The organism is Flavobacterium sp. JAS, from assembly GCF_020991455.1.
GTDB lineage: Bacteria > Bacteroidota > Bacteroidia > Flavobacteriales > Flavobacteriaceae > Flavobacterium.
Genome location: NZ_JAJMOX010000003.1, coordinates 77697 through 101584 on the forward strand (window position 1 = coordinate 77697; position 23888 = coordinate 101584).

General features: G+C 32.8%; 22 protein-coding genes. 12 read left to right on the forward strand and 10 right to left on the reverse strand.

From position 1 onward, the window contains the following. Nucleotides 1-28 precede the first annotated feature (28 nt). The 3 genes from LPB88_RS04370 (at nt 29) to LPB88_RS04380 (ending at nt 2495) form a co-directional block, all read left to right on the forward strand. On the forward strand, nt 29-745 hold the full coding sequence (locus LPB88_RS04370; protein WP_230712829.1) for a toxin-antitoxin system YwqK family antitoxin: 717 nt from the start codon (nt 29-31) through the stop codon (nt 743-745). 65 nt (nt 746-810) lie between these two features. After that, nucleotides 811-1863 (forward strand): tetratricopeptide repeat protein, encoded by a 1053-nt coding sequence (locus tag LPB88_RS04375; protein ID WP_230712831.1) that lies wholly within the window; start codon nt 811-813, stop codon nt 1861-1863. 74 nt (nt 1864-1937) lie between these two features. Further along, nucleotides 1938-2495 (forward strand): DUF4956 domain-containing protein, encoded by a 558-nt coding sequence (locus tag LPB88_RS04380; RefSeq protein WP_230712833.1) that lies wholly within the window; start codon nt 1938-1940, stop codon nt 2493-2495. Here the strand turns inward: LPB88_RS04380 and LPB88_RS04385 are convergent, their stop codons facing one another. Next, nucleotides 2496-4373: a PEP/pyruvate-binding domain-containing protein gene (locus LPB88_RS04385; RefSeq protein ID WP_230712835.1), complete on the reverse strand. Its 1878-nt coding sequence runs from the start codon at nt 4371-4373 to the stop codon at nt 2496-2498. A 143-nt stretch (nt 4374-4516) separates the two neighbouring features. Here LPB88_RS04385 and mnmA point away from each other — a divergent pair, with 143 nt between their 5' ends. The 5 genes from mnmA (at nt 4517) to LPB88_RS04410 (ending at nt 9606) form a co-directional block, all read left to right on the forward strand. Then, nucleotides 4517-5704: a tRNA 2-thiouridine(34) synthase MnmA gene (mnmA, locus tag LPB88_RS04390; protein ID WP_230712837.1), complete on the forward strand. Its 1188-nt coding sequence runs from the start codon at nt 4517-4519 to the stop codon at nt 5702-5704. Between the two features lie 45 nt (nt 5705-5749). After that, entirely contained in the window at nt 5750-7357 is a 1608-nt protein-coding gene (locus LPB88_RS04395) for a S8 family serine peptidase (RefSeq protein ID WP_230712839.1), read from the forward strand. A 12-nt stretch (nt 7358-7369) separates the two neighbouring features. Further along, nucleotides 7370-8314, forward strand: coding sequence for a nitronate monooxygenase family protein (locus tag LPB88_RS04400; RefSeq protein ID WP_230712841.1), 945 nt, complete (start codon nt 7370-7372; stop codon nt 8312-8314). Nucleotides 8315-8334: 20 nt separating this feature from the next. Continuing rightward, a complete protein-coding gene (locus LPB88_RS04405; RefSeq protein ID WP_230712842.1) occupies nt 8335-8745 on the forward strand; it encodes a hypothetical protein in 411 nt (136 codons plus the stop codon). Between the two features lie 162 nt (nt 8746-8907). Then, a complete protein-coding gene (locus tag LPB88_RS04410) occupies nt 8908-9606 on the forward strand; it encodes a DUF4386 domain-containing protein (protein ID WP_230712844.1) in 699 nt (232 codons plus the stop codon). Nucleotides 9607-9730: 124 nt separating this feature from the next. On the opposite strand, the gene LPB88_RS04415 is transcribed toward LPB88_RS04410, so the two are convergent. Further along, nucleotides 9731-10168, reverse strand: coding sequence for a DUF4268 domain-containing protein (locus LPB88_RS04415; RefSeq protein WP_230712846.1), 438 nt, complete (start codon nt 10166-10168; stop codon nt 9731-9733). A gap of 92 nt (nt 10169-10260) precedes the next feature. Here LPB88_RS04415 and LPB88_RS04420 point away from each other — a divergent pair, with 92 nt between their 5' ends. After that, nucleotides 10261-10911 (forward strand): CoA pyrophosphatase, encoded by a 651-nt coding sequence (locus LPB88_RS04420; protein ID WP_230712848.1) that lies wholly within the window; start codon nt 10261-10263, stop codon nt 10909-10911. A 124-nt stretch (nt 10912-11035) separates the two neighbouring features. Beyond that, entirely contained in the window at nt 11036-11866 is an 831-nt protein-coding gene (locus LPB88_RS04425; protein WP_089352671.1) for a 1-acyl-sn-glycerol-3-phosphate acyltransferase, read from the forward strand. 84 nt (nt 11867-11950) lie between these two features. On the opposite strand, the gene LPB88_RS04430 is transcribed toward LPB88_RS04425, so the two are convergent. The 3 genes from LPB88_RS04430 to LPB88_RS04440 all read right to left on the reverse strand — a co-directional run bounded on the left by LPB88_RS04430 (nt 11951) and on the right by LPB88_RS04440 (nt 14319). Continuing rightward, nucleotides 11951-12583 (reverse strand): hypothetical protein, encoded by a 633-nt coding sequence (locus LPB88_RS04430; RefSeq protein WP_230712850.1) that lies wholly within the window; start codon nt 12581-12583, stop codon nt 11951-11953. Between the two features lie 8 nt (nt 12584-12591). Then, nucleotides 12592-13086 carry an RNA polymerase sigma factor gene (locus LPB88_RS04435; RefSeq protein ID WP_068843197.1) on the reverse strand — a complete coding sequence of 165 codons (495 nt, stop codon included), beginning with the start codon at nt 13084-13086 and terminating at the stop codon, nt 12592-12594. Nucleotides 13087-13257: 171 nt separating this feature from the next. Beyond that, entirely contained in the window at nt 13258-14319 is a 1062-nt protein-coding gene (locus LPB88_RS04440) for a DUF3810 domain-containing protein (protein WP_230712852.1), read from the reverse strand. 252 nt (nt 14320-14571) lie between these two features. Here LPB88_RS04440 and LPB88_RS04445 point away from each other — a divergent pair, with 252 nt between their 5' ends. Further along, nucleotides 14572-16032, forward strand: a complete 1461-nt coding sequence (locus LPB88_RS04445) for an aminoacyl-histidine dipeptidase (protein ID WP_230712854.1) — start codon at nt 14572-14574, stop codon at nt 16030-16032. A gap of 248 nt (nt 16033-16280) precedes the next feature. Here the strand turns inward: LPB88_RS04445 and LPB88_RS04450 are convergent, their stop codons facing one another. From LPB88_RS04450 to LPB88_RS04470, 5 genes are all read right to left on the reverse strand, one after another. Then, a complete protein-coding gene (locus LPB88_RS04450) occupies nt 16281-17591 on the reverse strand; it encodes a TIGR00341 family protein (RefSeq protein WP_230712856.1) in 1311 nt (436 codons plus the stop codon). 203 nt (nt 17592-17794) lie between these two features. Then, the gene (locus LPB88_RS04455; protein WP_230712858.1) at nt 17795-18133 is read right to left on the reverse strand and encodes a DHCW motif cupin fold protein; all 339 of its coding nucleotides are present in this window, start codon (nt 18131-18133) and stop codon (nt 17795-17797) included. 104 nt (nt 18134-18237) lie between these two features. Further along, nucleotides 18238-19011, reverse strand: coding sequence for a carboxypeptidase-like regulatory domain-containing protein (locus LPB88_RS04460; RefSeq protein WP_230712860.1), 774 nt, complete (start codon nt 19009-19011; stop codon nt 18238-18240). A 255-nt stretch (nt 19012-19266) separates the two neighbouring features. Further along, nucleotides 19267-21192 (reverse strand): DEAD/DEAH box helicase, encoded by a 1926-nt coding sequence (locus LPB88_RS04465; protein ID WP_230712862.1) that lies wholly within the window; start codon nt 21190-21192, stop codon nt 19267-19269. Between the two features lie 204 nt (nt 21193-21396). Next, entirely contained in the window at nt 21397-21975 is a 579-nt protein-coding gene (locus tag LPB88_RS04470) for a non-canonical purine NTP diphosphatase (RefSeq protein WP_230712864.1), read from the reverse strand. Nucleotides 21976-22058: 83 nt separating this feature from the next. Here LPB88_RS04470 and LPB88_RS04475 point away from each other — a divergent pair, with 83 nt between their 5' ends. Beyond that, nucleotides 22059-23837, forward strand: a complete 1779-nt coding sequence (locus tag LPB88_RS04475) for an ABC transporter ATP-binding protein (RefSeq protein WP_230712866.1) — start codon at nt 22059-22061, stop codon at nt 23835-23837. Nucleotides 23838-23888: the final 51 nt, after the last annotated feature.

Genomic DNA, 23888 nt, shown 5'->3' on the forward strand with positions numbered 1-23888 from the left:
TTCGTTAAAGTTTAAAATTGAATATAATATGATTTATAAAAAGATAATTATCGGATTACTTTTCTTAAACGCCTTAGCCGTTTCGGCGCAGGATTTTAATAAGCTGGACGCTAACGGAAAAAAAGACGGGGTTTGGAAAGGAACTTACGAAATTTCTAAACGTCCTCGTTATGAAGGAACTTTTAGCCACGGAAAAGAAACTGGTATATTTAAATATTTTGATGATACCAAAAAAGGCGATGTCGTTGCTACTCGTGATTTTAGTGCAAACAACGGAAGCGCTTATAATATTTTTTACGATCAGAATAAAAATATAGTAAGCGAAGGTAAAGTAGTTGGAAAGAATAATGAAGGGGAGTGGAAGTATTATCACAAATCTTCTAAAGTGGTTATGACTCTTGAGAATTACAAAAATGGTAAGTTAGAAGGCGCGAGAACTGTTTATTACCCCAACAGTAAAGTTGCCGAAGAAATGACGTATAAGAATGGTGTGAAAGAGGGTATTTATAAAAAATACGGACAGAATGGAACTCTTTTAGAACAAACTATTTATGCTAATGACCAATATAATGGTGATGCTATTTTTTATGATTCTGAAGGAGTAATTGCTTCTAAAGGAAAATTTTTAAATGGAAAAAAAGTCGGAAAATGGCAGTTTTACTTAAAAGGTAAATTTACAAAAGAGGTAAACATGAGCGATCCAAAAAGCAATTACCAAGCCGATTCAAAACCTAAAACTGAATAGATTTTTTGGTAAACTTATTTTTTAAATTAAAAAATACTAAGTTTATACGATAAATATAAAAATCTATGAAAGTTAAAGTCTTATTATTGTTCTTATTGATCTCAGGTGCGTATGCTCAAAATAAAGTTGATGCTGAAAAACTTGTAAATGAAGGTGTTATTCTTCATGATAAAGGAGATTACACTGGTGCAATAGATAAGTATAGTAAAGCTTTAGAAATAGATAAAGATAACTTATTGGCATTATCCGAAAAAGCAATGTCATTGAATTCAGCGGGTAAATATGATGAGTCAATAAACGTTTGTAAACTTGCTATTTTAAGTCATTCAAGTGATGATCTGAAAAATATATATGTTAGTTATGCTAATTCATTAGATCATTTAAAGAAGACTGATGAAGCACTTAGGATTTATGAAGAAGGTATCCAAAAATATCCTAATTATTATCAATTGCAATTTAATAAAGGGATCTGTTATACGAATAGTAATAGGTATAGTGAGGCGATTTCTTGTTTTCAAAGAGCATTGCTTATCAATCCAAAACATGCAGGTTCTTTAAATGCTATCGGACTCTTGGAAATGGGCGATCATAGAATTCCTGCAATTTTAGCTTTTTCAAGATTTTTAATTGTGGAACCTCAAACATCCAGATCCAAAAAGAATCTTGAAAATTTAAAAAAAATATTGACGCAAGGAGTTAAACAAACGGATGAAAAATCGATTACGATAAATATTAATTCCAGTATGCTTCCTGATTCAACGGGTGTAAAGAAAGAGGATGATTTTTCTCAGGTAGATTTAATTTTGTCAATGGCTTCGGGTTTAGATTATGATAAAAAAAATATTAAAAAAACAGAAGTTGAAAATTTTATCCGAAAGTTTGAGGTAATTTGTGCATCACTGGAAGAAACTAAAAAGGATAATTTTGGTTTTTATTGGAAATTTTTTGCGCCATACTTCATTGAAATGAAAAATAAAAAACTTATTGAAGCTTTTGCCTATATTGCATATGTAGATTCAGATAGTGAAGATGTTGTGAAATGGCATAAAAAAAATCAAGCTGAACTTGATAAGTTTTATAATTGGTCAAAAGATTATAATTGGAAAAATAACCAGTAATGATAATTGGTGAAAAATCCTAAAATTAGTGGCAAACTTTTTTCTAAATTTGATTGACTTAATACTTTAGCCAAATGGATTTAAACGAGCTTTCTGGAAGATTTTTATTATTGTTTTTCTCAATTTTGATTTTGTATTTTTTCTCTAACAGAAAAGATAATGAAACCATAAATCCTCTGATGGTTATTGTTGGTCTGTGTACTTTCTCACTTTGTTATTTGTTTACAAAAATCGAGATTGGCGTTGGAATTGGGTTTGGGTTATTTGCTATTTTCTCTATTTTAAGATTTAGAACCCAGTCTTTTACAGTTAATGCGATTATCTTTCTTTTTGCCACAATCACACTTTCTATTTTAGATATTATGTATCCGTATGAAAAGATAGAAGTGCTTTTGTTTTTCCAATCTATTATCATCGGATTCTATATTATAGCCTCCGTTTTAGTCAATAAAAAAGCTTCTAAATATTTGAATATAGTAGATATGAAAATAACCTTAGAAAGTAATTTTTCTTTAGACAATAAAAACATTCGAGATTCTATTCAGCAAAAAATAAATATTGATGATTTTGATTTTAAAATCGTGAATATAAATACCGTTTCAAACGAAATCGATCTTCAGGTTTTCTATTGATTATTCATTAAAAGGTCGTACTTGTTTGACGTATAAATCTCTGTTTGCTCCAACAATCTTAAATTCTATATCAACTGGATGGTATCGGTTTTTTTTCCAATAGCGATACATTTTCTCTTCAATTTTAGAACTGACAAGAAAAAGCCTGCTCATTTCTTTTCGGCTTAACAAGGGCTCGTTATTGTTTAAGTTAGAGTTTGAGGTATAATCTACATCAAAGTCTGTATCATCAGTTCCTGAATTAAAATGATAAGCAACAAATTGCTCGCAGATTTCTCCTTTTTCGGGTTTTACCACAGAGTTTTCTCCTTTTTGAACATTAACAGTGATGCCAGAGAAATTTTCTCTAAAGATGTTTTTGGTTATTGCGACACCATTTGCCAGTTCGTCCGGAAAAGAGCGATGCACTAGAACTCCCATTGCAATATTATGCTGATCGATACCAAAAAGCTCTCTTTCATTATACGAAGCTTCATTCCAAACGCTTGCCCAAACTTGTTTAATAGCTTTTTCAAAAGTCTTTATGCTATCACCGAGAATTCCGGTTTTAGAATCATATAATCCAGCGCCATTAAAATCATCTAAATCTTCGGCATTAGTCGATGATCTAAATCTAAAATTCTTGAAAGCAGCATTTTTAAAGGTTTGGTTCAGTTTTGCAATTAATTCCGGATCTACAGGTTCTTTTTTAATTGCATCACGAATCTTTTTCAATTGTTTGTGAATCCAAACTGTTGAATCTTTATTGGGGTATTCTAAAAGCTCTGAAATTAGTGGCGAAATTGACTTTTTCTGAATGTGTTTTGTGTAAAAGTAAAACGGAATGGCGTGAGCATTTTCAGGAGTTTTAAATGAAATTTCTTTTGAAATAGCAATTAAATAAGCCATGTTTTGAGCTTTAGCACCAATGTAATTTATTCCCTTTTTCGGAATTACAGCTAAATCGACTAAATCAGTAATGCTATTATCAATGATTAATTTTTTCTTTTTGGTAATAGCTTTTTGCTCAATTTTTTTAGTGGTTTCTTTGATGTAAAAAGTATCAATTTCGATTTTTAGTTCTACTTTTTTCGAAAGTAATCTTTTGATATTATTATCCTGTAAAGCCGTTGTGTACGCCATTATCGGGATTTTTCTATTTTTACCTAAAAGCACTAAATGACTCAACGGAGTTTGTAATTCATTTACAATAATTCCTCTTACATTAGGTAAAATATCTGGTGTTCCGTCCAAAAGAATAATTTCATCAGGATTCGGTTTTATAGTTTCTAAGTCTTTGATTTTATATTGTTTCAGAATACCAACATTTGTTCCGGCAACCACTTCCTGATATTTAATTTCATTAAAAATATAATCAGATTTTATACAAGGAATTTTGAATTTACCTTGCTGAAACCATTCCATTTGAGTGGGATTATTTAGGTAGAATTTTAGATTTGAACCAATAAAAGTCGATTTTACGATTAAATTGTAAAATCGTTCAATTGATTCAATTGGCATGTGATCTGAAGCAGCTAATTCAAAAATCCATTTTTCGGTTCCTTTGATGTGATTTAGATTTCCCAATAAAAAATCTCTGTCTTTTGGAGTATCGCTATAGTTTTCATTATTAAAAACTTCCAAATCCTGGCTATAACCTAAATAACCGGTTACAAAATCATAATGCAAATGAATTAAGTTACTATTGAAGTAATACATCTTTTGCTTTTTTAGATCATAAATAACTTTTACAGATTCAATATTCGAAAATTTATCAGATAAAGGTTTGCCTCTAAATGCTTTATACGCTTCATAATTAGGTAATGATGAAGTGAATCTTTGCGCACTTAAAGCAGTTATGACGAATAGAAAAACCAGACTGTAAATATATTTTTGCATGACATTTTTATTGATAATTAAAAGTAATTAAAAAAAGCAATAAGTTTTATCTACTACAGCATTATATAAACTAATTAAAACTATTACGATTATCTAAAATATGGCTTATCTTTGCACCCTTGTAAAAATATAAACGATTTAGAATGAAACGTGTAGTTGTTGGACTTTCTGGTGGAGTAGATTCTAGTGTTGCTGCTTATTTATTGCAACAACAAGGATACGAAGTTATTGGGCTTTTTATGAAAAATTGGCACGATGATTCTGTTACTATTTCTAATGAATGTCCGTGGTTAGAGGATAGTAATGATGCTTTATTAGTAGCTGAAAAACTCGGAATACCGTTTCAAACTGTCGATTTAAGTGAAGAATACAAAGAAAAAATAGTTGATTATATGTTCAACGAATACGAAAAAGGAAGAACTCCAAATCCTGACGTACTTTGTAATCGCGAAATCAAATTTGATGTTTTCATGAAAATTGCTTTAAGTCTTGGGGCTGATTATGTGGCAACAGGACATTATTGTCAAAAAAATGAAATTGAAGTTGATGGAAAACCAGTTTACCAATTAATTGCCGGAGCTGATAATAATAAAGATCAATCGTATTTTTTATGTCAGTTGTCGCAAGAGCAATTGGCCAAATCATTATTTCCAATTGGTGCTTTAACAAAACCGGAAGTTCGCGAAATCGCTGCCGTAATGGATTTGGTAACTGCTGAAAAGAAAGATTCTCAAGGGTTATGTTTCATCGGAAAAGTTCGTTTACCGGAATTTCTGCAACAAAAATTGCAGCCAAAAGAAGGTAAAATTGTTCAGATTGATAAAAACGATCCTATCTATACGATCGAAAAACCAACTGGTTTATCAGTAGAAGAAGAACTGAAATTAGAAGCTAAAAAACGAGATTATCTTCCAACAATGGGTAAAGTAGTTGGAAAGCATCAAGGTGCTCATTATTTTACCATTGGACAAAGAAAAGGATTGAATGTAGGCGGAACAACAGATCCGTTATTTATCATTGCTACTGATGTTGAAACCAATACTATTTACACTGGTTTAACAAGTCAGCATCCTGGTTTATTTAAAAAAGCTTTATTTATCGAAAAATCTGAAGTACACTGGATCCGTACAGATTTGGCTTTAAAAGTGGGCGAAACTATGGAAGTTATGGCAAGAATTCGTTACCGTCAACCAATACAAAAAGCAACTTTACACCAATTTGAAGACGGAATGTACGTTAGTTTTGACGAACCACAATCTGCAATTACAGAAGGTCAGTTTGTGGCTTGGTATTTCGATAATGAATTAGTTGGTTCGGGAGTAATTTCTTAGCTTTATACTTTTTTACAAAGGGTTTCCCTTCTAAAAAAGTAAACTATGAAGCACTACTATACATTTCTTTTATTGGTTTTTTCGACTGTGATGTTTTCGCAAGAAGACGCTTGGGTATATTTTAAAGATAAACCAAATGCACAGCACTTTTTAGACAATCCGTCTGAAATGCTTTCTGCACGTGCTTTGCAACGAAGAACCAATCAAAATATCTCGTTAGATCTTACTGACGTTCCTGTGGAGCAAACTTATATCAATCAGGTAAAATCAGCTACAGGAATTGTTGTAATGGCACAATCTAAATGGCTGAATGTACTTCATATTCGAGGTACGCAAACGGATATTTTGGTTTTAAAAACACTTTCATTTGTCAATAAAGTAGTTTTTGCTAATAAAACTCTAAACACAACGGGTAAAAAAGTTTCTGAGAATAAAATAGCCCAGACAAATGATAAGCTCAAAACTACAATTGATTATGCTTACGGAAATTCAGCAAATCAAATTCAGATGCTTAATGGACAAGTTTTACACCAAAAAAATTATACCGGTTCAGGTAAGATAATTGCAGTTTTAGATGCAGGTTTTCCAGGTGTAAACACAGCTCAGCCTTTTCAGAATCTTATCACTAACAATCAAATTTTAGGTGGATATGATTTTGTAAACAGAAATGATAATTTTTATGCCGGGGATGATCATGGTACAAAAGTGCTTTCTACAATTGGCGGTTATAAAGAAAATGCTTTGGTAGGAACTGCTCCAAGTGCTTCATTTTATTTGTTTATTACAGAAAACGATGCCTCTGAGAATCCTGTAGAAGAGTCACTTTGGGTAGAAGCTGCCGAAAGAGCAGATTATTTTGGTGTAGATATAATTACGACTTCGCTAGGATATTTTGGGTTTGATAACGCCAATTATAGCCACACTTACAGTGATATGAACGGTACTACAAATTTTATTTCCCGCGGAGCTGAAATCGCTTTTAGTAAAGGAATAATCGTAGTCGCATCGGCAGGAAATGAAGGAAGTACTATCGAACCGCACATTGGCGCACCGGCTGATGCAGTTTCGGTTATAACAGTTGGTTCTGTTACGGCAGCAAAAGTAAAAGCTGGTTCCAGTTCTATTGGGCCAAGTTTTGATAACAGAATAAAACCCGATGTTATGGCACAAGGAGCACCGGCTGTTGTTTCTGATCCAAATGGAAATATTGGTACAGCAAGCGGTACTTCATTTTCATGTCCAATTATGGCAGGGATGATTGCGTGTTTGTGGCAGGCTTTTCCAACAAAAACAAATAAAGAAATTCGACAAATGATACTTCAGTCTTCTGATCGATATTCGGCACCAGATAATAATTATGGTTATGGAATTCCGAATTTTGGATCAACTTTAGGAGTTGAGAATTATCAAACCGCCCTTTCTGTTTTTTCAGTATATCCAAATCCGGCTCAAACAACAGTTTCGTTTGTATTTTCAGATGAGAATTATAACGCTTCGGTTACAATTTATTCGGTTTTAGGACAAAAGGTAATCGAAAAACAAATAACAAATCAAGATCCAATTCTTTCTGTGGCATCTTTACAAAGCGGACTTTATTTTTATGCTTTTGATGCCGAAGGTTTGCATAAAACAGGAAAGATAATTAAACAATAACAGCATTTTTGAATGAACAGAATTACGCAACTTTTCAATATTAAATATCCAATTATTCAAGGCGGAATGATTTGGAACAGTGGTTACAAATTAGCATCGGCGGTTAGTAATGCCGGAGGTCTGGGACTTATTGGAGCAGGATCAATGTATCCGGAAGTTTTAAGAGAACATATTCAGAAGTGCAAAAAAGCAACTGATAAACCGTTCGGGGTTAACATTCCGATGTTATATCCAAACATTGAAGAAATCATGAATATTGTGGTTGAAGAAGGCGTTAAAATCGTTTTTACTTCGGCAGGAAATCCCAAAACATGGACGTCTTTTTTAAAGGAAAAAGGAATTACAGTTGTCCATGTTGTTAGTAGCAGCGTTTTTGCCTTAAAAGCCCAAGAAGCGGGAGTTGACGCCATTGTTGCAGAAGGTTTTGAAGCGGGCGGACATAACGGACGCGATGAAACAACAACGCTGACTTTGATTCCGATGGTAAAAGAAAAAATTCAGATTCCAATTATTGCTGCGGGCGGAATCGCTACAGGAAGAGGAATGTTGGCCGTAATGGTTTTAGGTGCTGATGGTGCTCAGGTTGGAAGTCGTTTTGCGGCATCAATAGAATCATCTTCACACGATAATTTTAAACAAACTATTGTGAGTGTTAAAGAAGGTGGCACACAGCTAACATTAAAGGAATTGGCGCCAGTACGATTGATTAAAAACAAGTTTTATCAGGATGTTCAGACTTTATATGAAAGATGTCCTTCTAAAGAGGAGTTAGCCGAACTTTTAGGCAGAGCAAGAGCCAAAAGAGGAATGTTTGAGGGCGACCTTGAAGAAGGTGAACTTGAAATTGGTCAAATAGCCGGAATTATCCATGAAATTTTACCGGTAGAACAAATTATTAAACAAATGATGGCCGATTTTGAAATTGCTTCCAAAGAAATGGCTAAATTTGAGTTTTAATTATCTGCAAGAATACTATTATGAATACTATACGCACCTTTATTATATTTCTTTTTTTTGCCTTTGGATTGCAACAGGTTCAAGGTCAGTCTTATCAATTTAAGACTTCTGGATTTAGTGTCTTAGAGAAAAATGAAAAAGGAAAATGGGGTGAATGGTCTAATCTTGATTTGGTAAATCTCTCCGTGATTTTAGATACCAATAAACACCGAATCGTGGTGTATTCGCAGGAAATCCAACTTTTTAATATTGAAGATTATATCGAAAGAGAAGAAAACGATACTGATATCGTTTACTCTTTTATGTGTAAAGATAATGATGGAAAAGATTGTAAAGTTTCAATAATTACCCGTAAAAAGCAAGACTACCGCAAACAACTTTATATTAACTACGACGATCATATTATTGTGTATAATATTTTTAGTGTGTAGGTTTTTTTAGTGAAAGACCCATAAAATTGATAGCAACCCCGACAGATTTTCAAAACCTGTCGGGGTTTATTATTTAAAATAAAAAAGTCATCACGATTAAATTATAATTTTCAAAACATAAAAATAGTATCTTAGATCTTCAGTAAATCAATAACTTAAGATATGAGTCAGGAGTACATCAACTTAAAAAGAACAGCCAGAATTGCGGGTTTAATTTACTTATTTATTGCCATAACGGGTGTTTTTGGTATTATGTATGTGCCCATGCAATTAATTGATTTCGGTAATTTACCGCTCACGATTCGAACTATTTTGCGTCATGAGTTTTTGTTTCGTGCTGGTATTATGAGCAATTTGGTTTGCCAAACTTTATTTGTGTTTTTAGTCCTTCAGCTTTATAAATTATTTCAACATGTGAACAAACATTTGTCCAGAACTATGTTTGCATTAGTAATTGTTGGAGTTCCAATTGCGTTTCTAATTATTTTTAATCAATTGTTTGCCTTATTGTTATTGAAAGAGAATTTGACAAAAGGTTTTCCACCTGCTCAATTGCAATCATTAATAATGGCATTTATTAAAATGTATAATTACGGAAATGTAGTTATCGGAATCTTTTGGGGACTTTGGTTAATTCCTTTTGGGCAATTAGTATACAGATCCGGATTTATACCTAAAATTTTAGGAATATTATTAATTATTGGAGGATCTGCTTATGTGTTAGATGCTTTTACTTTTGTATTATTTCCCGCTTATCATTATTCAGTAACAGGAATAATTGTTGGATTAACCTCTTCTGTAGCCGAATTTGCAATGGTTTTTTGGTTATTGATAAAAGGAGTTAAAAAAATTGCAACTTAAAGTTTCGAAATAAATAAGAATCATATCGTCATGAAATAGCAAGCCCGACAGGTTTCAAAAACTTGTCGGGCTTACTATATAAAAACCTTAGTTACTTAGCGTCTCAGCGCCTTAATACCTCTTTTTAAGAATCAATATCCTTTATAAACTCATCATATTCGAGATAAAACATTTCAAGAGCATTCATTTTCTCAAAAAAGAAATCAAAAATAGCATCCCAATTATTGCGATTGCTGAAACCTACGCCTTGTTTTTCGATCCAAATTCGGCTTATGGTTTTACCACTTTCTAAAGTGTAGTTTTTTTCGAAAACCAAATCTTTGATAAATTCTTCTTCCAGAATGTTTTTTAAAGCTTCTATTTTTTCAAAGTAAGCTGTTCGTTTTTCGTCGCTTCGGTGTTCGATATCAATTAAAACCTGTGCTTTTTTATTGTCAACATAAAATTTAAAAGAGAAATCTTTAATCTTGGTATCATAAAGCACCCATTTGCGTGGATATTTTTCGGCGAAAGCCACCCAAAATTCTCTTTTTATTTTCTGCGATTCTTCTTTACTGTACATTTTTATGGCTTTGGTTTTTAGAAAACTTGTGGAACCGCGTTTTCTGGAGTATATTTATATTTTATTTGAAAGTACAAAAATAAACTTTGCTCATGGATTTTCAATATTTTTTACAATATGTTCCTAATTTAATTCCGATTGAACTTCCGGCAATTTCGGCACATATAAAAATGGCTCCAAAAGAAAGAATAGAGTCTTTAAAAAATATGGATTTCAAAGCCGAGAATCCAAGAATTGCTGCTGTGATGATGCTTTTTTATCCAAAGAATGGAAAAACTCATTTGGTTTTAATTGTCAGAAATGCTTATAACGGAGTTCATTCGTCACAAATTGCTTTTCCCGGAGGAAAGTATGAAGCTACTGATGCAGATTTTGCAGAAACAGCCTTAAGAGAAACACACGAAGAAGTAGGGGTAATGCCGAATAAAATAGAAATAATTAAGCATTTTTCTCCAATGTATATTCCGCCGAGTAATTTTTTAGTACATCCGTTTTTAGGAATTTCGAAAGAAGAACTCTCCTTTTATCCAGATGTCAGAGAAGTTGCTGATATTATAGAGTTGCCATTATCTGTTTTTTTGAATGACGAAATTATTATCGAAGCCACATTGTCAACTTCTTACGCCAATAATATTTTAGTTCCGGCATTTAACATTCAAAATCATATTGTTTGGGGAGCAACCGCAATGATTTTAAGTGAGTTGAGAGATGTCTTGAAATTGACTTTTGAAGAAAATTCGTAAAACATAAAATTAACAATTTGATATTCATTATAATAACAATTTATTTCCGAAATTGTTTTGAAGTATCGCTAAAAGAATAATTTTTGTATGTTTGCGTCCTAACAAAAAAATACAATAAACAGCTATGGGATTGTTTAAACGAAATCCTTTCGGACATATATTATTCATCAAAAAATGGTTAATCCGTGTTTTGGGTGCCATGACGCATAGAAGATATAGGGGTTTTAATGAATTGCAAATCGAAGGATCTGAAATTATTAAAACGCTTCCGGATACAAATGTTTTGTTTATTTCAAATCACCAGACTTATTTTGCCGATGTTGTAGCTATGTTTCATGTCTTTAACGCAAGTTTAAGCGGACGTCAAGATACTATTAAGAACATTGGTTATTTGTGGCAGCCAAAGATGAATATTTATTATGTCGCTGCCAAAGAGACCATGCAGGCCGGTTTATTGCCAAGAATTTTAGCTTATGTTGGTGCAATTACTGTCGAAAGAACCTGGCGTGCCAAAGGTGTAGATGTTACTGAAAAACGTGAGGTTAACCCAAATGACACTGAAAATATCAGAATTGCGCTAGAGGACGGCTGGGTAATTACATTTCCGCAAGGAACAACAAAATCATTTAAGCCTGTTCGAAAAGGAACTGCTCATATCATCAAACAACACAAACCAATTGTAATTCCTATTGTTATTGATGGCTTTCGCCGATCGTTTGACAAAAAGGGTTTGCGAATGAAGAAAAAAGGAATTCTACAATCATTCATCATCAAAGAACCTCTTGATATTGATTATGAAAACGATACTATTGAAGAAATCGTAGAAAAAGTAGAATACGCAATTGAGCAACATCCATCATTTTTAAAAGTAATTCCAGCCGAAGAAATTAAAGTAGAGGAAGAACTTAACGAAATGAGAAGATGGAGTTACAAAGCTTCAGAAAACGAACACTAAATTTTTTTGTTTCAGGTTTTATTGGTTTCAAGTTTCAAGAAAAAAACTTAGAACCTTAGTATCTCAGAATCTTAGCGCCTTAAATTAAAAATCTATCTTCTTCAACTCCTTATAATTTGCGTGTAATCTGCGTAATAAAGTTCCGTAAATAAGTCTGTAAAAACACCAGAACAGCCCAAAGAAACCTAAAATAACCAGGATTAAGATTCCAATTGTAACAAACATTGCTTTTCCGTTTATGGCTAATTTTTCTCTTAAAAATGCCATGTCCGGATTGTAAACAAATGCAATAAAGAAGCTTAAAATAGCTGTTATTACAATCATTCCCAGATTATACCACACATAATACTGAACCGTTTTTCGGGTTCTTAGAATAGCGCTCATTAAAGATTTTGTGGCTACAGTTGTCGAAATTGTTTTGTAGTTTTTGTAGAAAATGAAAACAAAAATCAATACAACAACATAATTGAAATAAGTCAAAAACTCAAGTGCCATCACGATTTCGGGATGATTTATTTTTTGTAAGACATCATCAGTATTGATGAAAAAGTTTGAAAAAGTCCAAAAGGAAACCTCCAAAATGCTAATAATCAAAATCCACTTCACGATCGAAGACGATTTTTTGTGAATCATTTTGTAGATCTCTGTTTCAGAAATTTGTTGAAAAGAATCCGAGTTCTTTTGCCAGTCTTTTTTTAGTAAATCCAGTTCTTTCATAATAATTTTTAAGGATTTAGTATTTTTTTAAGTTTCCCTTTAATTCTGTTCATTTTCACGCGCGCATTCACTTCGCTGATTCCTAAGGTTTCGGCTATTTCTTGATAATCTTTGTCTTCTAAATACATAAAAACTAATGCTTTTTCGATGTCATTAAGCTGATAAACGGCTTTATACATCAATTTAATCTGTTCTTCCTCTTCATAATTGTAATCGACATCCTTTACAAAATGCTGATGGCTTTCATATTCTACTGTCGATACGGTTCTTTTGGTTTTTCGGTATAGGGTTATGGCGGTATTTAAGGCAACGCGATACGTCCAGGTCGAAAATTTACTATCGCCTCTAAATTTAGGATATGCCTTCCATAATTGTATGGTAATCTCCTGAAACAAGTCTTTGTGAGCATCTTCGCCAGCAGTATATAATCTACAAATCTTGTGGATTATATTCTGATTTGCCTGCAATTGCGCAACAAATGACTGTTCTAGATTTTCGCTCATAATGTATTAGTAGTACTGAAAACAATTTTGTTACAGTGAAATGTTTTTTTTTAGCCACAAATTTCACAAATTCCCCAAATTATTTTTTAATTAACAATTGTAAGTTTATAAAGCAAAACTATTTACCAATAATAAAAATTAGCGAAAATTGGTGCAATTCGTGACAGACTTTTATAATTCTCGGGTTTTATAATAATTCACCATCAAATCTACAAATTTACTGTAACTATCCATACCATCTTTCTGATTGTTAGATTTTAAGAAATTATCATAAAATATCTCAAATCCGGTTTCGATAGGAGTTTGGTACTTTTTCCAGAAATCATAACTTTCCTGATAGTTTTTTAAGATTCCGCCATGAACAGATTTTTTCAATTGCTGAAATATCTTTTCGTTTTTGACTTTCCAAATGCTTAGACAATAATGTAAACTAAAACTATATCCGGAATACTTATAATACAGATTATCATTTTTTACAGAAGCCAAAACTCCAATGAAATTACATTCACTTTCACTGGCGAAACCCATTTGATGTGCCATTTCATGACAACTCGTAAGTGGAAAATTATACATTGGCAGCAAATCATTTACTTGAGCTTCATTTGTAAATGGATTCAGATAACCTCCAAAACCCATATAAGTCAAAGGCAGACTAAAAAGAGATTTTTTGATACTTAAGACTTCATATTTAAAAAACGAATGTTCCTGCGCAAGATTTCGATATCCATTTAAATTCATTTGGAAAGCTTGATTTTGCGAATATGGAAAAACTATTTTTGAGCTTTCTTTTTGAGTAATTTGAAACTGAATTTCGTTTGTTTTAACAATTAGTTTTTTTGTAAAAGCTAATAGCTCAGCGTCAGTATATTCTCTTTGGATCTTCATTTTTTCAAAAAGAGGTTCTCTGTAATAATTCAATGCCCAAAGCAAATGAAAGAAAAAATAAAATATGGAGAGACAACTTAAAACTCTCAAAAGATTATCTTGCCATTGCAGTTTCCATGTTTTTCGAATTTTCCAAAACCATCTTATAGCTAATACAATCAAAATGGAGTAAATACAATCTCCAACCGAAAAAGGGATTTTGCCTAAAAGTGTTCTCGAAAAGTAAGATATTTTTAAGTACAATCCGTTGCTGTAAAAACTTTCAATGAATTCCGGTAAAAATCGAAGAATCTTTAAAATGATAATCTGTATGAGAAATAATAAAGGTAAGATGTATTTTGATTTCACAGCATAAATTTTGGATACGTAAATATAGATACAATATTAAAAGATTGAAAAAGGTTTGCCACGAATTTCACTAATTTTCACTAATTTGAGTTGTTTTAATAGTTCGCAAAATTTTAAAATATTCGAGTAATCCAATTTTTAGATTCTTATAATTTGTGCTAATTCGTGCAATTCGTGGCAAAAACAACAACACATTCCCTTTAAACTTTGTAACTTTGGGACTCTTAATTGTTAAACTTCAAACAAAATATAATGAGTCAGGAAATAAGAAATCTGGAGCCTAAAGCGCTATGGAATAAGTTTGCGGATTTAAACGCAGTTCCGCGTCCGTCAAAGAAAGAAGAACGTGTGATCGAGTTCATGAAAAACTTTGGAAATAGCTTAGGTTTAGAAACTTTTGAAGACGAAATTCGAAATGTAATTATCCGTAAACCTGCAACTCCGGGAATGGAAAATCGTAAAGCAATCGTAATGCAGGGACACCTTGATATGGTACACCAAAAAAATGCAGATACCGTTTTTGATTTCGATACCCAAGGAATTGATATGTATGTAGATGGTGACTGGGTTCGTGCGCGTGGTACAACTCTTGGTGCTGATAACGGACTTGGAGTAGCAACAATTATGGCTATTTTAGAAAGTAAAGATATTCCGCATCCAGCAATTGAAGCTTTGTTTACAATCGACGAGGAAACTGGAATGACAGGGGCTTTAAACTTAAAAGGAGGAATTCTTCAAGGTCAGATTCTTTTGAATTTAGATACAGAAGAAGATGACGAAATTGATATAGGTTGTGCTGGTGGAATCGATGTAACGGCTACAAGAACTTATCATGAAGAAGAAGTTCCGGAAGGATCAGTTGGGCATATTATTGCCGTAAAAGGATTAAATGGCGGACATTCAGGAATGGATATCAACAAAGGTTTAGGAAACGCTAACAAAATCATGAACCGTTTATTATTTGATGCTTTTGAAAACTTTGGTTTACAAGTGTCAGAAATTAATGGTGGAAGTTTACGTAACGCGATTCCAAGAGAAAGTGTTGCAAAAGTTATTATTTCTGAAATGTTTGATGAAGCGTATATTTTTGATATGCAGGAAATCATCAACGATATTAAAACAGAATACAAAACGACTGAACCAAACCTTTCTATTGAAATCGTAAAATGCGATTTGCCTGCAAAAGTTATGGATTTAGGTGTTCAGGAAGGGATTATTCGTGCTATTTATGCTGCTCATAATGGAGTTTACAGAATGAGTGCTGACATGGATAATTTAGTTGAAACTTCAAACAACATTGCAAGAGTTATTGTAAAAGATGGTGAAATATCTGTTGGATGTTTGACACGTTCTTCTGTAGAAACTTCAAAATTTGATTTGGCAAATTCTCTTCGTTCTGCTTTCGAATTAGTAGGTTGTGAAGTAGAACTTTCAGGTTCTTATCCTGGTTGGACTCCAAATGTAAATTCTGAAATTTTAGATACTTTGGTTGGGATTTATGAGAAACAAAATAATGAGAAGCCAAAAGTTGTAGCTTGTCACGCTGGTTTAGAATGCGGAATTTTAGGAACAAATTATCCTGATATGGATATGATTTCTTTTGGACCAACTATTCACGGTGCGCACTCTCCAGACGAAAGAGCAAGTATTTCTTCGGCTCAAAAATACTGGAAATTTGTATTAGAGATTCTTTCGAATATACCAGTTAAATAAAGTAATCAGTTTTTAGTCACAGTTTTCAGTTTCTTTTTTTTGAGACTGAAAACTGCAACTGAAAATTAAAAATTAATCTCTTTTAGGAGAGTTTTTCTTTTCTCTCTTTTCCTCTTTCTTTTCTTTAGCCGTTTTTAACGGTTCTTTTTTTGTGGTTTTTTTTGCGTCTTGACTCTTTGCCATAATATTTTGATTTAGATAATTAATTTATTTTCAAGTAAATATAAGTCCTATTTTTGGTTTGTGTGTTAATTATTTTGCTGATAAACTTCAATTGAGTCCTTCGCAAGCCTTTCTTTTAGCCACAATTTCATCTTTTGCTGTGTTTGTAAATCAATACCTTTTTTGCTTTGATAAAGAATTACTGGAATTATTTTGGGTTTATTTGCTTCATTTTCAAGTGTGTAATTCCCAATTGCAAGAGAAGTTACTGTAGGGAACAATATTTTGGCTTCGGCGCTAATTTGATTATTATTAAATTGATATTTTGATAATTGAGTTCGAAGATTATTGATTACAATATCTTTTTGATCAACAATGCTTTGGTTATTATTGATTTGATTCATGATGTCTTTTCTCAGATTGACAGTATCTTGTCTGATAATTAATTTTGTGTTTGGTAAATCATAATAGGCTAGTCTTTTGTTAAGGTCGACAATTTCAGCATCACTGAATTTTTTGGCTAAAAAGGCCAATTCAATTCTTCTGGGATCTGTGCTATATCTGATTCTTTTGTAAATAATAGGATAATCGTTATCCAGAAATTCTTTTTGTATAAAAACTTCCGTTCTTGAAGTGTAACTTTTTTGAATATATAATTGATACGCAAAATAAATACTCGGAATAATTAAAAGTAAAATTAGAATTGTAACACCATATTTTACTCGCTTTTGGTGTTTTAGATCTAATTGTTTTGCAATAGGATAATTTAAATATTTTACGATTACAAAAGTGGCTATGCAAATAAAAACACAATTGATGGTATAAAGATATAATGCACCAAAAAAGTAAAGGTAATTTCCTAAAGCTAGCCCATATCCGGCTGTACAAAGTGGAGGCATCAAGGCAGTTGCAATGGCAACACCTGGAATAGGATTTCCTTTTTCGACACGAGTTACGGCAATCACACCCACTAAACCTCCAAAAAAGGCAATTAAAATATCGTAAATGTTTGGAGAAGTTCTGGCTAATAACTCTGATTGCGCTTCTTTAAAAGGGCTTATATAAAAATAAATTGCCGAAGTGGTTAAACTAACAACAGTTGCTATTAATAGATTTTTGACTGATTTTTTTACAAGTTCAAAATCATACATTCCTAAACCAAAACCCGCACCTACAATTGGTCCCATTAATGGCGAAATTAACATGGCACCAATAATTACAGCAGTCGAGTTTACATTTAAACCAACGGAGGCAATAATAATCGCACAAGCTAAAATCCAGATATTAGAACCTCTAAAAGATACAGCACTAGTGATGTTTTCTATCACTAATTTTTTATTTTCTTCACCTTTGTGAAGATCAATAAAATTTAGAATTTTTTGTGTGATATCAGTCATTGTATTCGGTATGATTATGTTTGGAATCTGAATTTTGATAGAAGTAGCAAAATCTAATTTAGTCAAAAAAAACGTGAAACCCTACATTTATTAAGGTAAGTGTTGAAATATATAAAGAACTAAAGCTTTATTATTTCTAAAAAGCATAAAAAAATCCTCAGCTTTGAGATTGAGGATTTGTGTATTTTGATTTGTTTGGAATGTTATTTTAAAAAATCTCCATCGATTATTAATAACTCAACTCTATTGGTAGTTATTGAACGATGAGAGCTTGCATTATCTGAAACGACATAAGTCATTCCTTTAGAAAGTTTAAACTTTTCTCCAGTTTCCAGTTCGCTAATTAATTCTCCTTCCAGACAATGTACAATATGTCCTTTTTGGCACCAGTGGTCGGCAATATAATTTTTAGAATAGGTAACTTTTCGAATACGTAAACCTTCTAATTGTAAGGTCTGCCAATATGCTGTTCCGGTTTCTCCGGTATGTTCTGTTTTGGCAATTAAGCTCCAGTCAATATTTTGAAAAGGTATTAAAGACATAGTTTGTGTTTTATTCAGTTAGTAATCAAATATAGCGAAAAAACAAAAAATCCTCAATTACTATTGTAAATGAGGATTTGTATATTTTGATTTAAGAGTAAAGTTTAATTCCTTTTTAGTACTTTATATTGTTCGTAACAACCGCTAATTGCGTCCATAATTTGTAAATCATTAGCTGTTTGTATAAAAGAATCAGAATAATTACAACGCTGTAAAATTTCAGGAATTTCGTCTTTGCTAATGCCTAAAAGTACCGAGATAGTTTCGCGATCATACTTTGATTCTAGTAGATTTCTAATCGTATCATCTTTCTTCATCTCCTTTAATTTCTTCAGTTCTTTTCCGTTTTTTCCAAAGAAACCATACAATACATCGGCAGGATTAAAGATAGATCCGAGAACTTTTCCAAAAGCATTTGGAGAATATTCACCCGCTTCATAACCTTGTGTAAGGCCAGAAATACTATAACGGTAATTCTCTTTGGTTGGAATTAATTTAGAATCGACTTCAAGATAACCAGTAAGGTTAAAAGGAGCAATGATTACTTCTTCAAGTGCAATTGCTTTTTCAGTAAGTTGAATTCGCGTTACTTTATTTTTTATCCAGTCATTGGTAACTCTAACACGTAAAGATTGAAAACCAAGTATAGAGAAATGAATAGTATCATTTGGCTGTACATCAATTTCAAAATATCCTTTAGCGTCAGACATAGCGCCCCGTACTTTGTTTGTATTGATAACATTTACGTTAGGAAGTGGTTGCTTGCTATTATCATTAATGATATAGCCTGAAACTCTTTGCGGGACTGTAGATTCTGCATCTTGCGCAAAACCAACGGCTGATAGTAGTGTGAAAAAGAAAACTGCGAAATATTTCATATCCTGATTTAAAGCACTAAAAGTAGTAAATAGGGATTAAATATTTTGCAGTCTTCGAATATAATTATAAGAAAATTAACAAAGGAAGGAGTGTTGCTTTTGGTATTTAAATAAAAAGGGATAAGAAAGATTGGATTACATTGTTGTGAATTAGAAAACTAATTCATAAAGCGTAAGGTTCTCGATATAAGAAAAAAATCCCAAATTCCAATTATGTCTGGAATTTGGGATTTTATATTTTAAGATATTAAAAAATTAATCTCTTCTTGGTCTTCTTGGTCTTGGTGAATCACCAAAGCTTTCAGAACGTCTTGGAGCTCTGTCTGAACCACCTTCGCTTCTTGGAGCTGAACTTCTAAAACCACCTTCTCTTTTTGGAGCAGATGAATTTCTGTCGCTTCTGAAACCACCTTCTCTAGGAGCAGAGTTTCTGTCGCTTCTAAAACCTCCACCACCAGAACCTTCACGTCTTGGTCCGAAACTTCCTCCACCAGAACCTTCACGTCTTGGGCCTCCAGAAGAACGTCCTCCACCGCTGCGTCCGTTATGGTCACGTCTTCCGCCACCATCATTTTTAGAAATTTCAACATTAATACGACGCCCTTCTAATTGTACGTTGTTTAATACTTCCATTACTTTATCAGTGTGCTCAGGATCAGTGTTAAAGAAAGAGAAACCTTCTTTTACATCTACTTTGAAAACGTCATCACGACCTAAGTCTAATGTTTCTTTCAAATAATCTTTTAGTGTCATCCAATCGAAGTTGTCTCTTGAACCGATGTTTACAAAATAACGAACTGCTCCGTTATTGTTGAACTCTCTTGGCTCAGAATCAGTTCTTTCGCGTCTTTCTCCAGATTGAGATGAAATATCTCTGTTCTTTTTGTAGTAAGCAATAAAACGGTTAAATTCTACTGAAACCATTTTCTTGATCAACTCTTCTTTAGATAAACCTTCAAGAACATTGTTGATTGCTGGTAAGTAGTTGTCAATTTCGTGATCAACCTCAGTATCTTTAATTTTGTTTGCTAAGTGCAATAATTGAATTTCGCAGATTTCGATTCCTGATGGAATAGTTTTCTCTTCAAATTTTTGTTTGATGATTCTTTCGATAGAAGAAATTTTACGCAACTCACTTTTTGTAACAATTACAATAGAAGTTCCTAATTTTCCAGCTCTACCAGTACGTCCAGAACGGTGATTGTATGTTTCAATTTCGTCAGGAAGTTGGTAATTTACTACGTGAGTAATATTATCAACGTCAATACCACGTGCAGCAACGTCAGTAGCAACAAGCATCTGAATTTGTCTTCCACGGAAAGATTTCATTACACCATCACGTTGCGCCTGAGATAAATCTCCGTGCAATGCAGCAGCGCTGTATCCATCTTCGATTAATTTTTCGGCAACAGCCTGAGTATCTCTTTTAGTACGACAGAAAACCACAGAGAAAATGTCTGGGTTTGCATCGGCTAAACGTTTTAAAGCTTCGTAACGGTCACGTGCATTTACTAAGTAAAATTCGTGAGAAACTGTTGCAGAACCTGAATTTTTAGCTCCAACTGTAATTTCGACCGGTTCGCTCATGAATTGCTTAGCAATTCTTGCAACCTCTTGTGGCATAGTTGCAGAGAACAACCATGTACTTTTTTGATCTGGAGTATCTGATAAAATAGATACGATATCCTCATAGAATCCCATGTTCAACATTTCGTCAGCCTCATCAAGAATACAGTAATCTATATTTTTAATGTTAACTAAACCTCTGTTAATCATGTCTTGCATTCTTCCCGGAGTAGCCACAATAATTTGTGCTCCTCTTTTAATGTCCCTAGCTTGCTCTGTAATACTAGCCCCGCCGTAAACTGCTACCACATTAATACCTTTCTCGTATTTTGCGTAGTTTTTAAGTTCGTTGGTAATCTGTAAACAAAGTTCTCGTGTTGGCGATAAAACTAATGCTTGTGTATTCCTGTTGTCAGCATCAATTTTTTGAATTAGCGGAAAACCGAAAGCTGCCGTTTTCCCTGTCCCTGTCTGAGCCAACGCAACCATATCTGTGTCTTTTTCCAATAATAGGGGAATCGCCTTTTCCTGTACCTCTGACGGATTTTCAAATCCTAGATCTAAAATCGCCTTCAGTAACGATTCATTCAATCCTAATTGTTCAAATTTATTCATATGTGTTTTTAAAATAGGGTGCAAAATTACTGTTAATTATTCAGATAAACTAATGCTATTTTAAGAATTATGTATTTGTTATGATTTGATTATCAAAAAGTTATGTTTAATGTAAAATGATTTTCACAACATATTGAAGAAATTTCCGCGAAAAAACGTCGTGAAATATAAAATTAGCACTCTAAAATGTTGTATTTTAAACAATTATTTTGTTGTGTTCAGAAAATCAATTAGTTGCTGAGTTGCTTTTCCGCGGTGCCCAATTTTATTTTTGATTTCCAAAGGTAATTCGGCAAAAGTTTCTGAATAATTTTCCGGTTGAAATATCGGATCATATCCAAAACCCTGACTTCCTGTTTTTTCCAAAATAATATTTCCTTTAACGATTCCGGTAAATAAATGTTGTTCTCCTTTTAGATTTAAAACAATTACGGTCTTGAACTGTGCGCTGCGATCAGATTTGTCTTTTAAAGCATCCAAAAGTTTATTCATATTATCATCAGCATTTTTTTGTTCGCCAGCATATCTTGCAGAGTATACGCCAGGTTCTCCGTTTAAAGTTGCTACTTCCAAACCTGTGTCATCAGCAAAACAATCGTAGCCATATTTTTCAGTTACATAATTGGCTTTCAAAATTGCATTTCCTTCAATAGTATCAGCAGTTTCTTCTATTTCTTCAAAACAGCCAATGTCTTCAAGACTTAATAATTGTATCGATCCGTTTAGGATACTTTGAATTTCTTTTATTTTATTTTGATTGTTTGATGCGAAAACGAGTTTCATAATATTGAATTTAAAGGTACGACTATTTTTGAAACACAAATTTAGAATTCTTATATTTGATAGTTGCCCAAAAAATAAAATAAATGGAGATATCCGCATTATACAAAAAAATAACCCCATTTGTAAAACCATACCGAAAAATGGTGATTGCAACTTTACTGCTTACCTTTTTGGGTTCGTTTGCCGCTCAGGTAAATGCTTTAATATTAAAGTATACCATTGACACTATCAGTAATTTGATGGTAGCACATGAACCACTTTCAAAGGGGTTTCATTTATTAGGTATAATAAGTATTGTTTTACTTTCTAAAGAACTGATTTATTCAGTAGTGCAATTTGGACAGAAATTTTATGGAGAAAAACTACGAATCTTTATAACCCGTGATATTTCTCAAACTATAGTAGAGAAAATTTTAAGTTACAGAATGGAGTTTTATACTTCGGGTGACAACGAAAGCGGAAAACTTCAGACCAGAATTGATTTAGGAATCAGCAGTTTGACAAAATTGGTTCAGAATTTTTTCATTGACATTCTGCCTTTGTTTGCTAACTCTCTCGTTGCTTTAGTGCTTATGTTTTACGCCAATGTTTATGTAGGTTTAGTGAGTTTGTGTATTATTCCAATTTATTTTTACGTAAGTCAATTACAGGCAGGTAAATTAAGTGGTTTCAGAAGAAGAATGCGCAATTATCGCGAAACAAAGAACAACGGAATCATCAGTTTAATTGAATCTATAACCGTTATCAAATCTTTTGTCAGAGAACCAATGGAAGCCAATCGTCATCAGAAAATTCAGTTTGAAATGACCGAAAATCAATTGGCGACCAGAAAAACCAGTTTCATTTTTGAGAGTATTAAAGGCTTTATTGAACAAATAGGAGTGGTAATTATCATTATTCTTACCGCTTATTTTGTGTTGAATAATACAATGACCATTGGCGCAATTATGTTTCATATTATGTTGTTTAATAATGTTTCGTCTCCAATAAGACAATTACACAGAATTTATGATGAAGTAAATGACGCTTTAATTTATTCAGAAGGTTTCTTCGATATTTTAGAATCGGAGAACGAAAAAGAAACTACCGGAGATTATATTCCAGAGAAAATAGTAGGGCTAATTGAAGTTAAAGATGTTGATTTCGCCTATCCAAATGGAACCAAAGCACTTTCGGACATTAATTTCACTATAAAACCAAATGAAACAACTGCTTTGGTCGGACTCAGCGGCGCTGGAAAAAGTACTGTTATCAATTTGTTGGATAAATTTTATTTGCCCTCTTCGGGGAAAATTTATTTAGACGGAGTTGATCTAAATGATTATGATACGGACTTTCTTCGAAAAAATATTGGACTCGTTTTGCAGAAGAATCACATTTTTAAAGGAACAATTGCGGAGAATATTCTCTATGGAAACCCTGATGCTACAGAGTCAGAAGTTATAGATGCGGCAAAACAAGCTTATATTCATGAGCAAGTAATGCAATTGCCAAAAGGATATGATTCTGATGCGCATTTACTTTCCGGAGGTCAACAACAGCGAATTGCAATTGCCAGATTGTTTCTGAAAAATCCGCCAATTATCTTTTTAGACGAACCCACAGCAAGTTTGGATGCCATTGCAACAGAGCAAATAAAGAAATCGCTGGATGCTATTAAAAAAGACAGAACGGTAATTATTATTTCGCACAGCATTTCTCAAATTATCGACGCTTCTCATATTATAGTTTTAGAAAAAGGAAAATGTATAGAACAAGGCGCGCACGATGAACTTTATGATAATAAGTCTGTGTATTATGAGATATTTACGGCAATGGCAAATAGTTTGAATATTGATAAAATTACTCAGACGCTTGATTAATTATACTTACGATACAAACGTCTACATCGAGATCTTTGTCAAAGTTTTAAA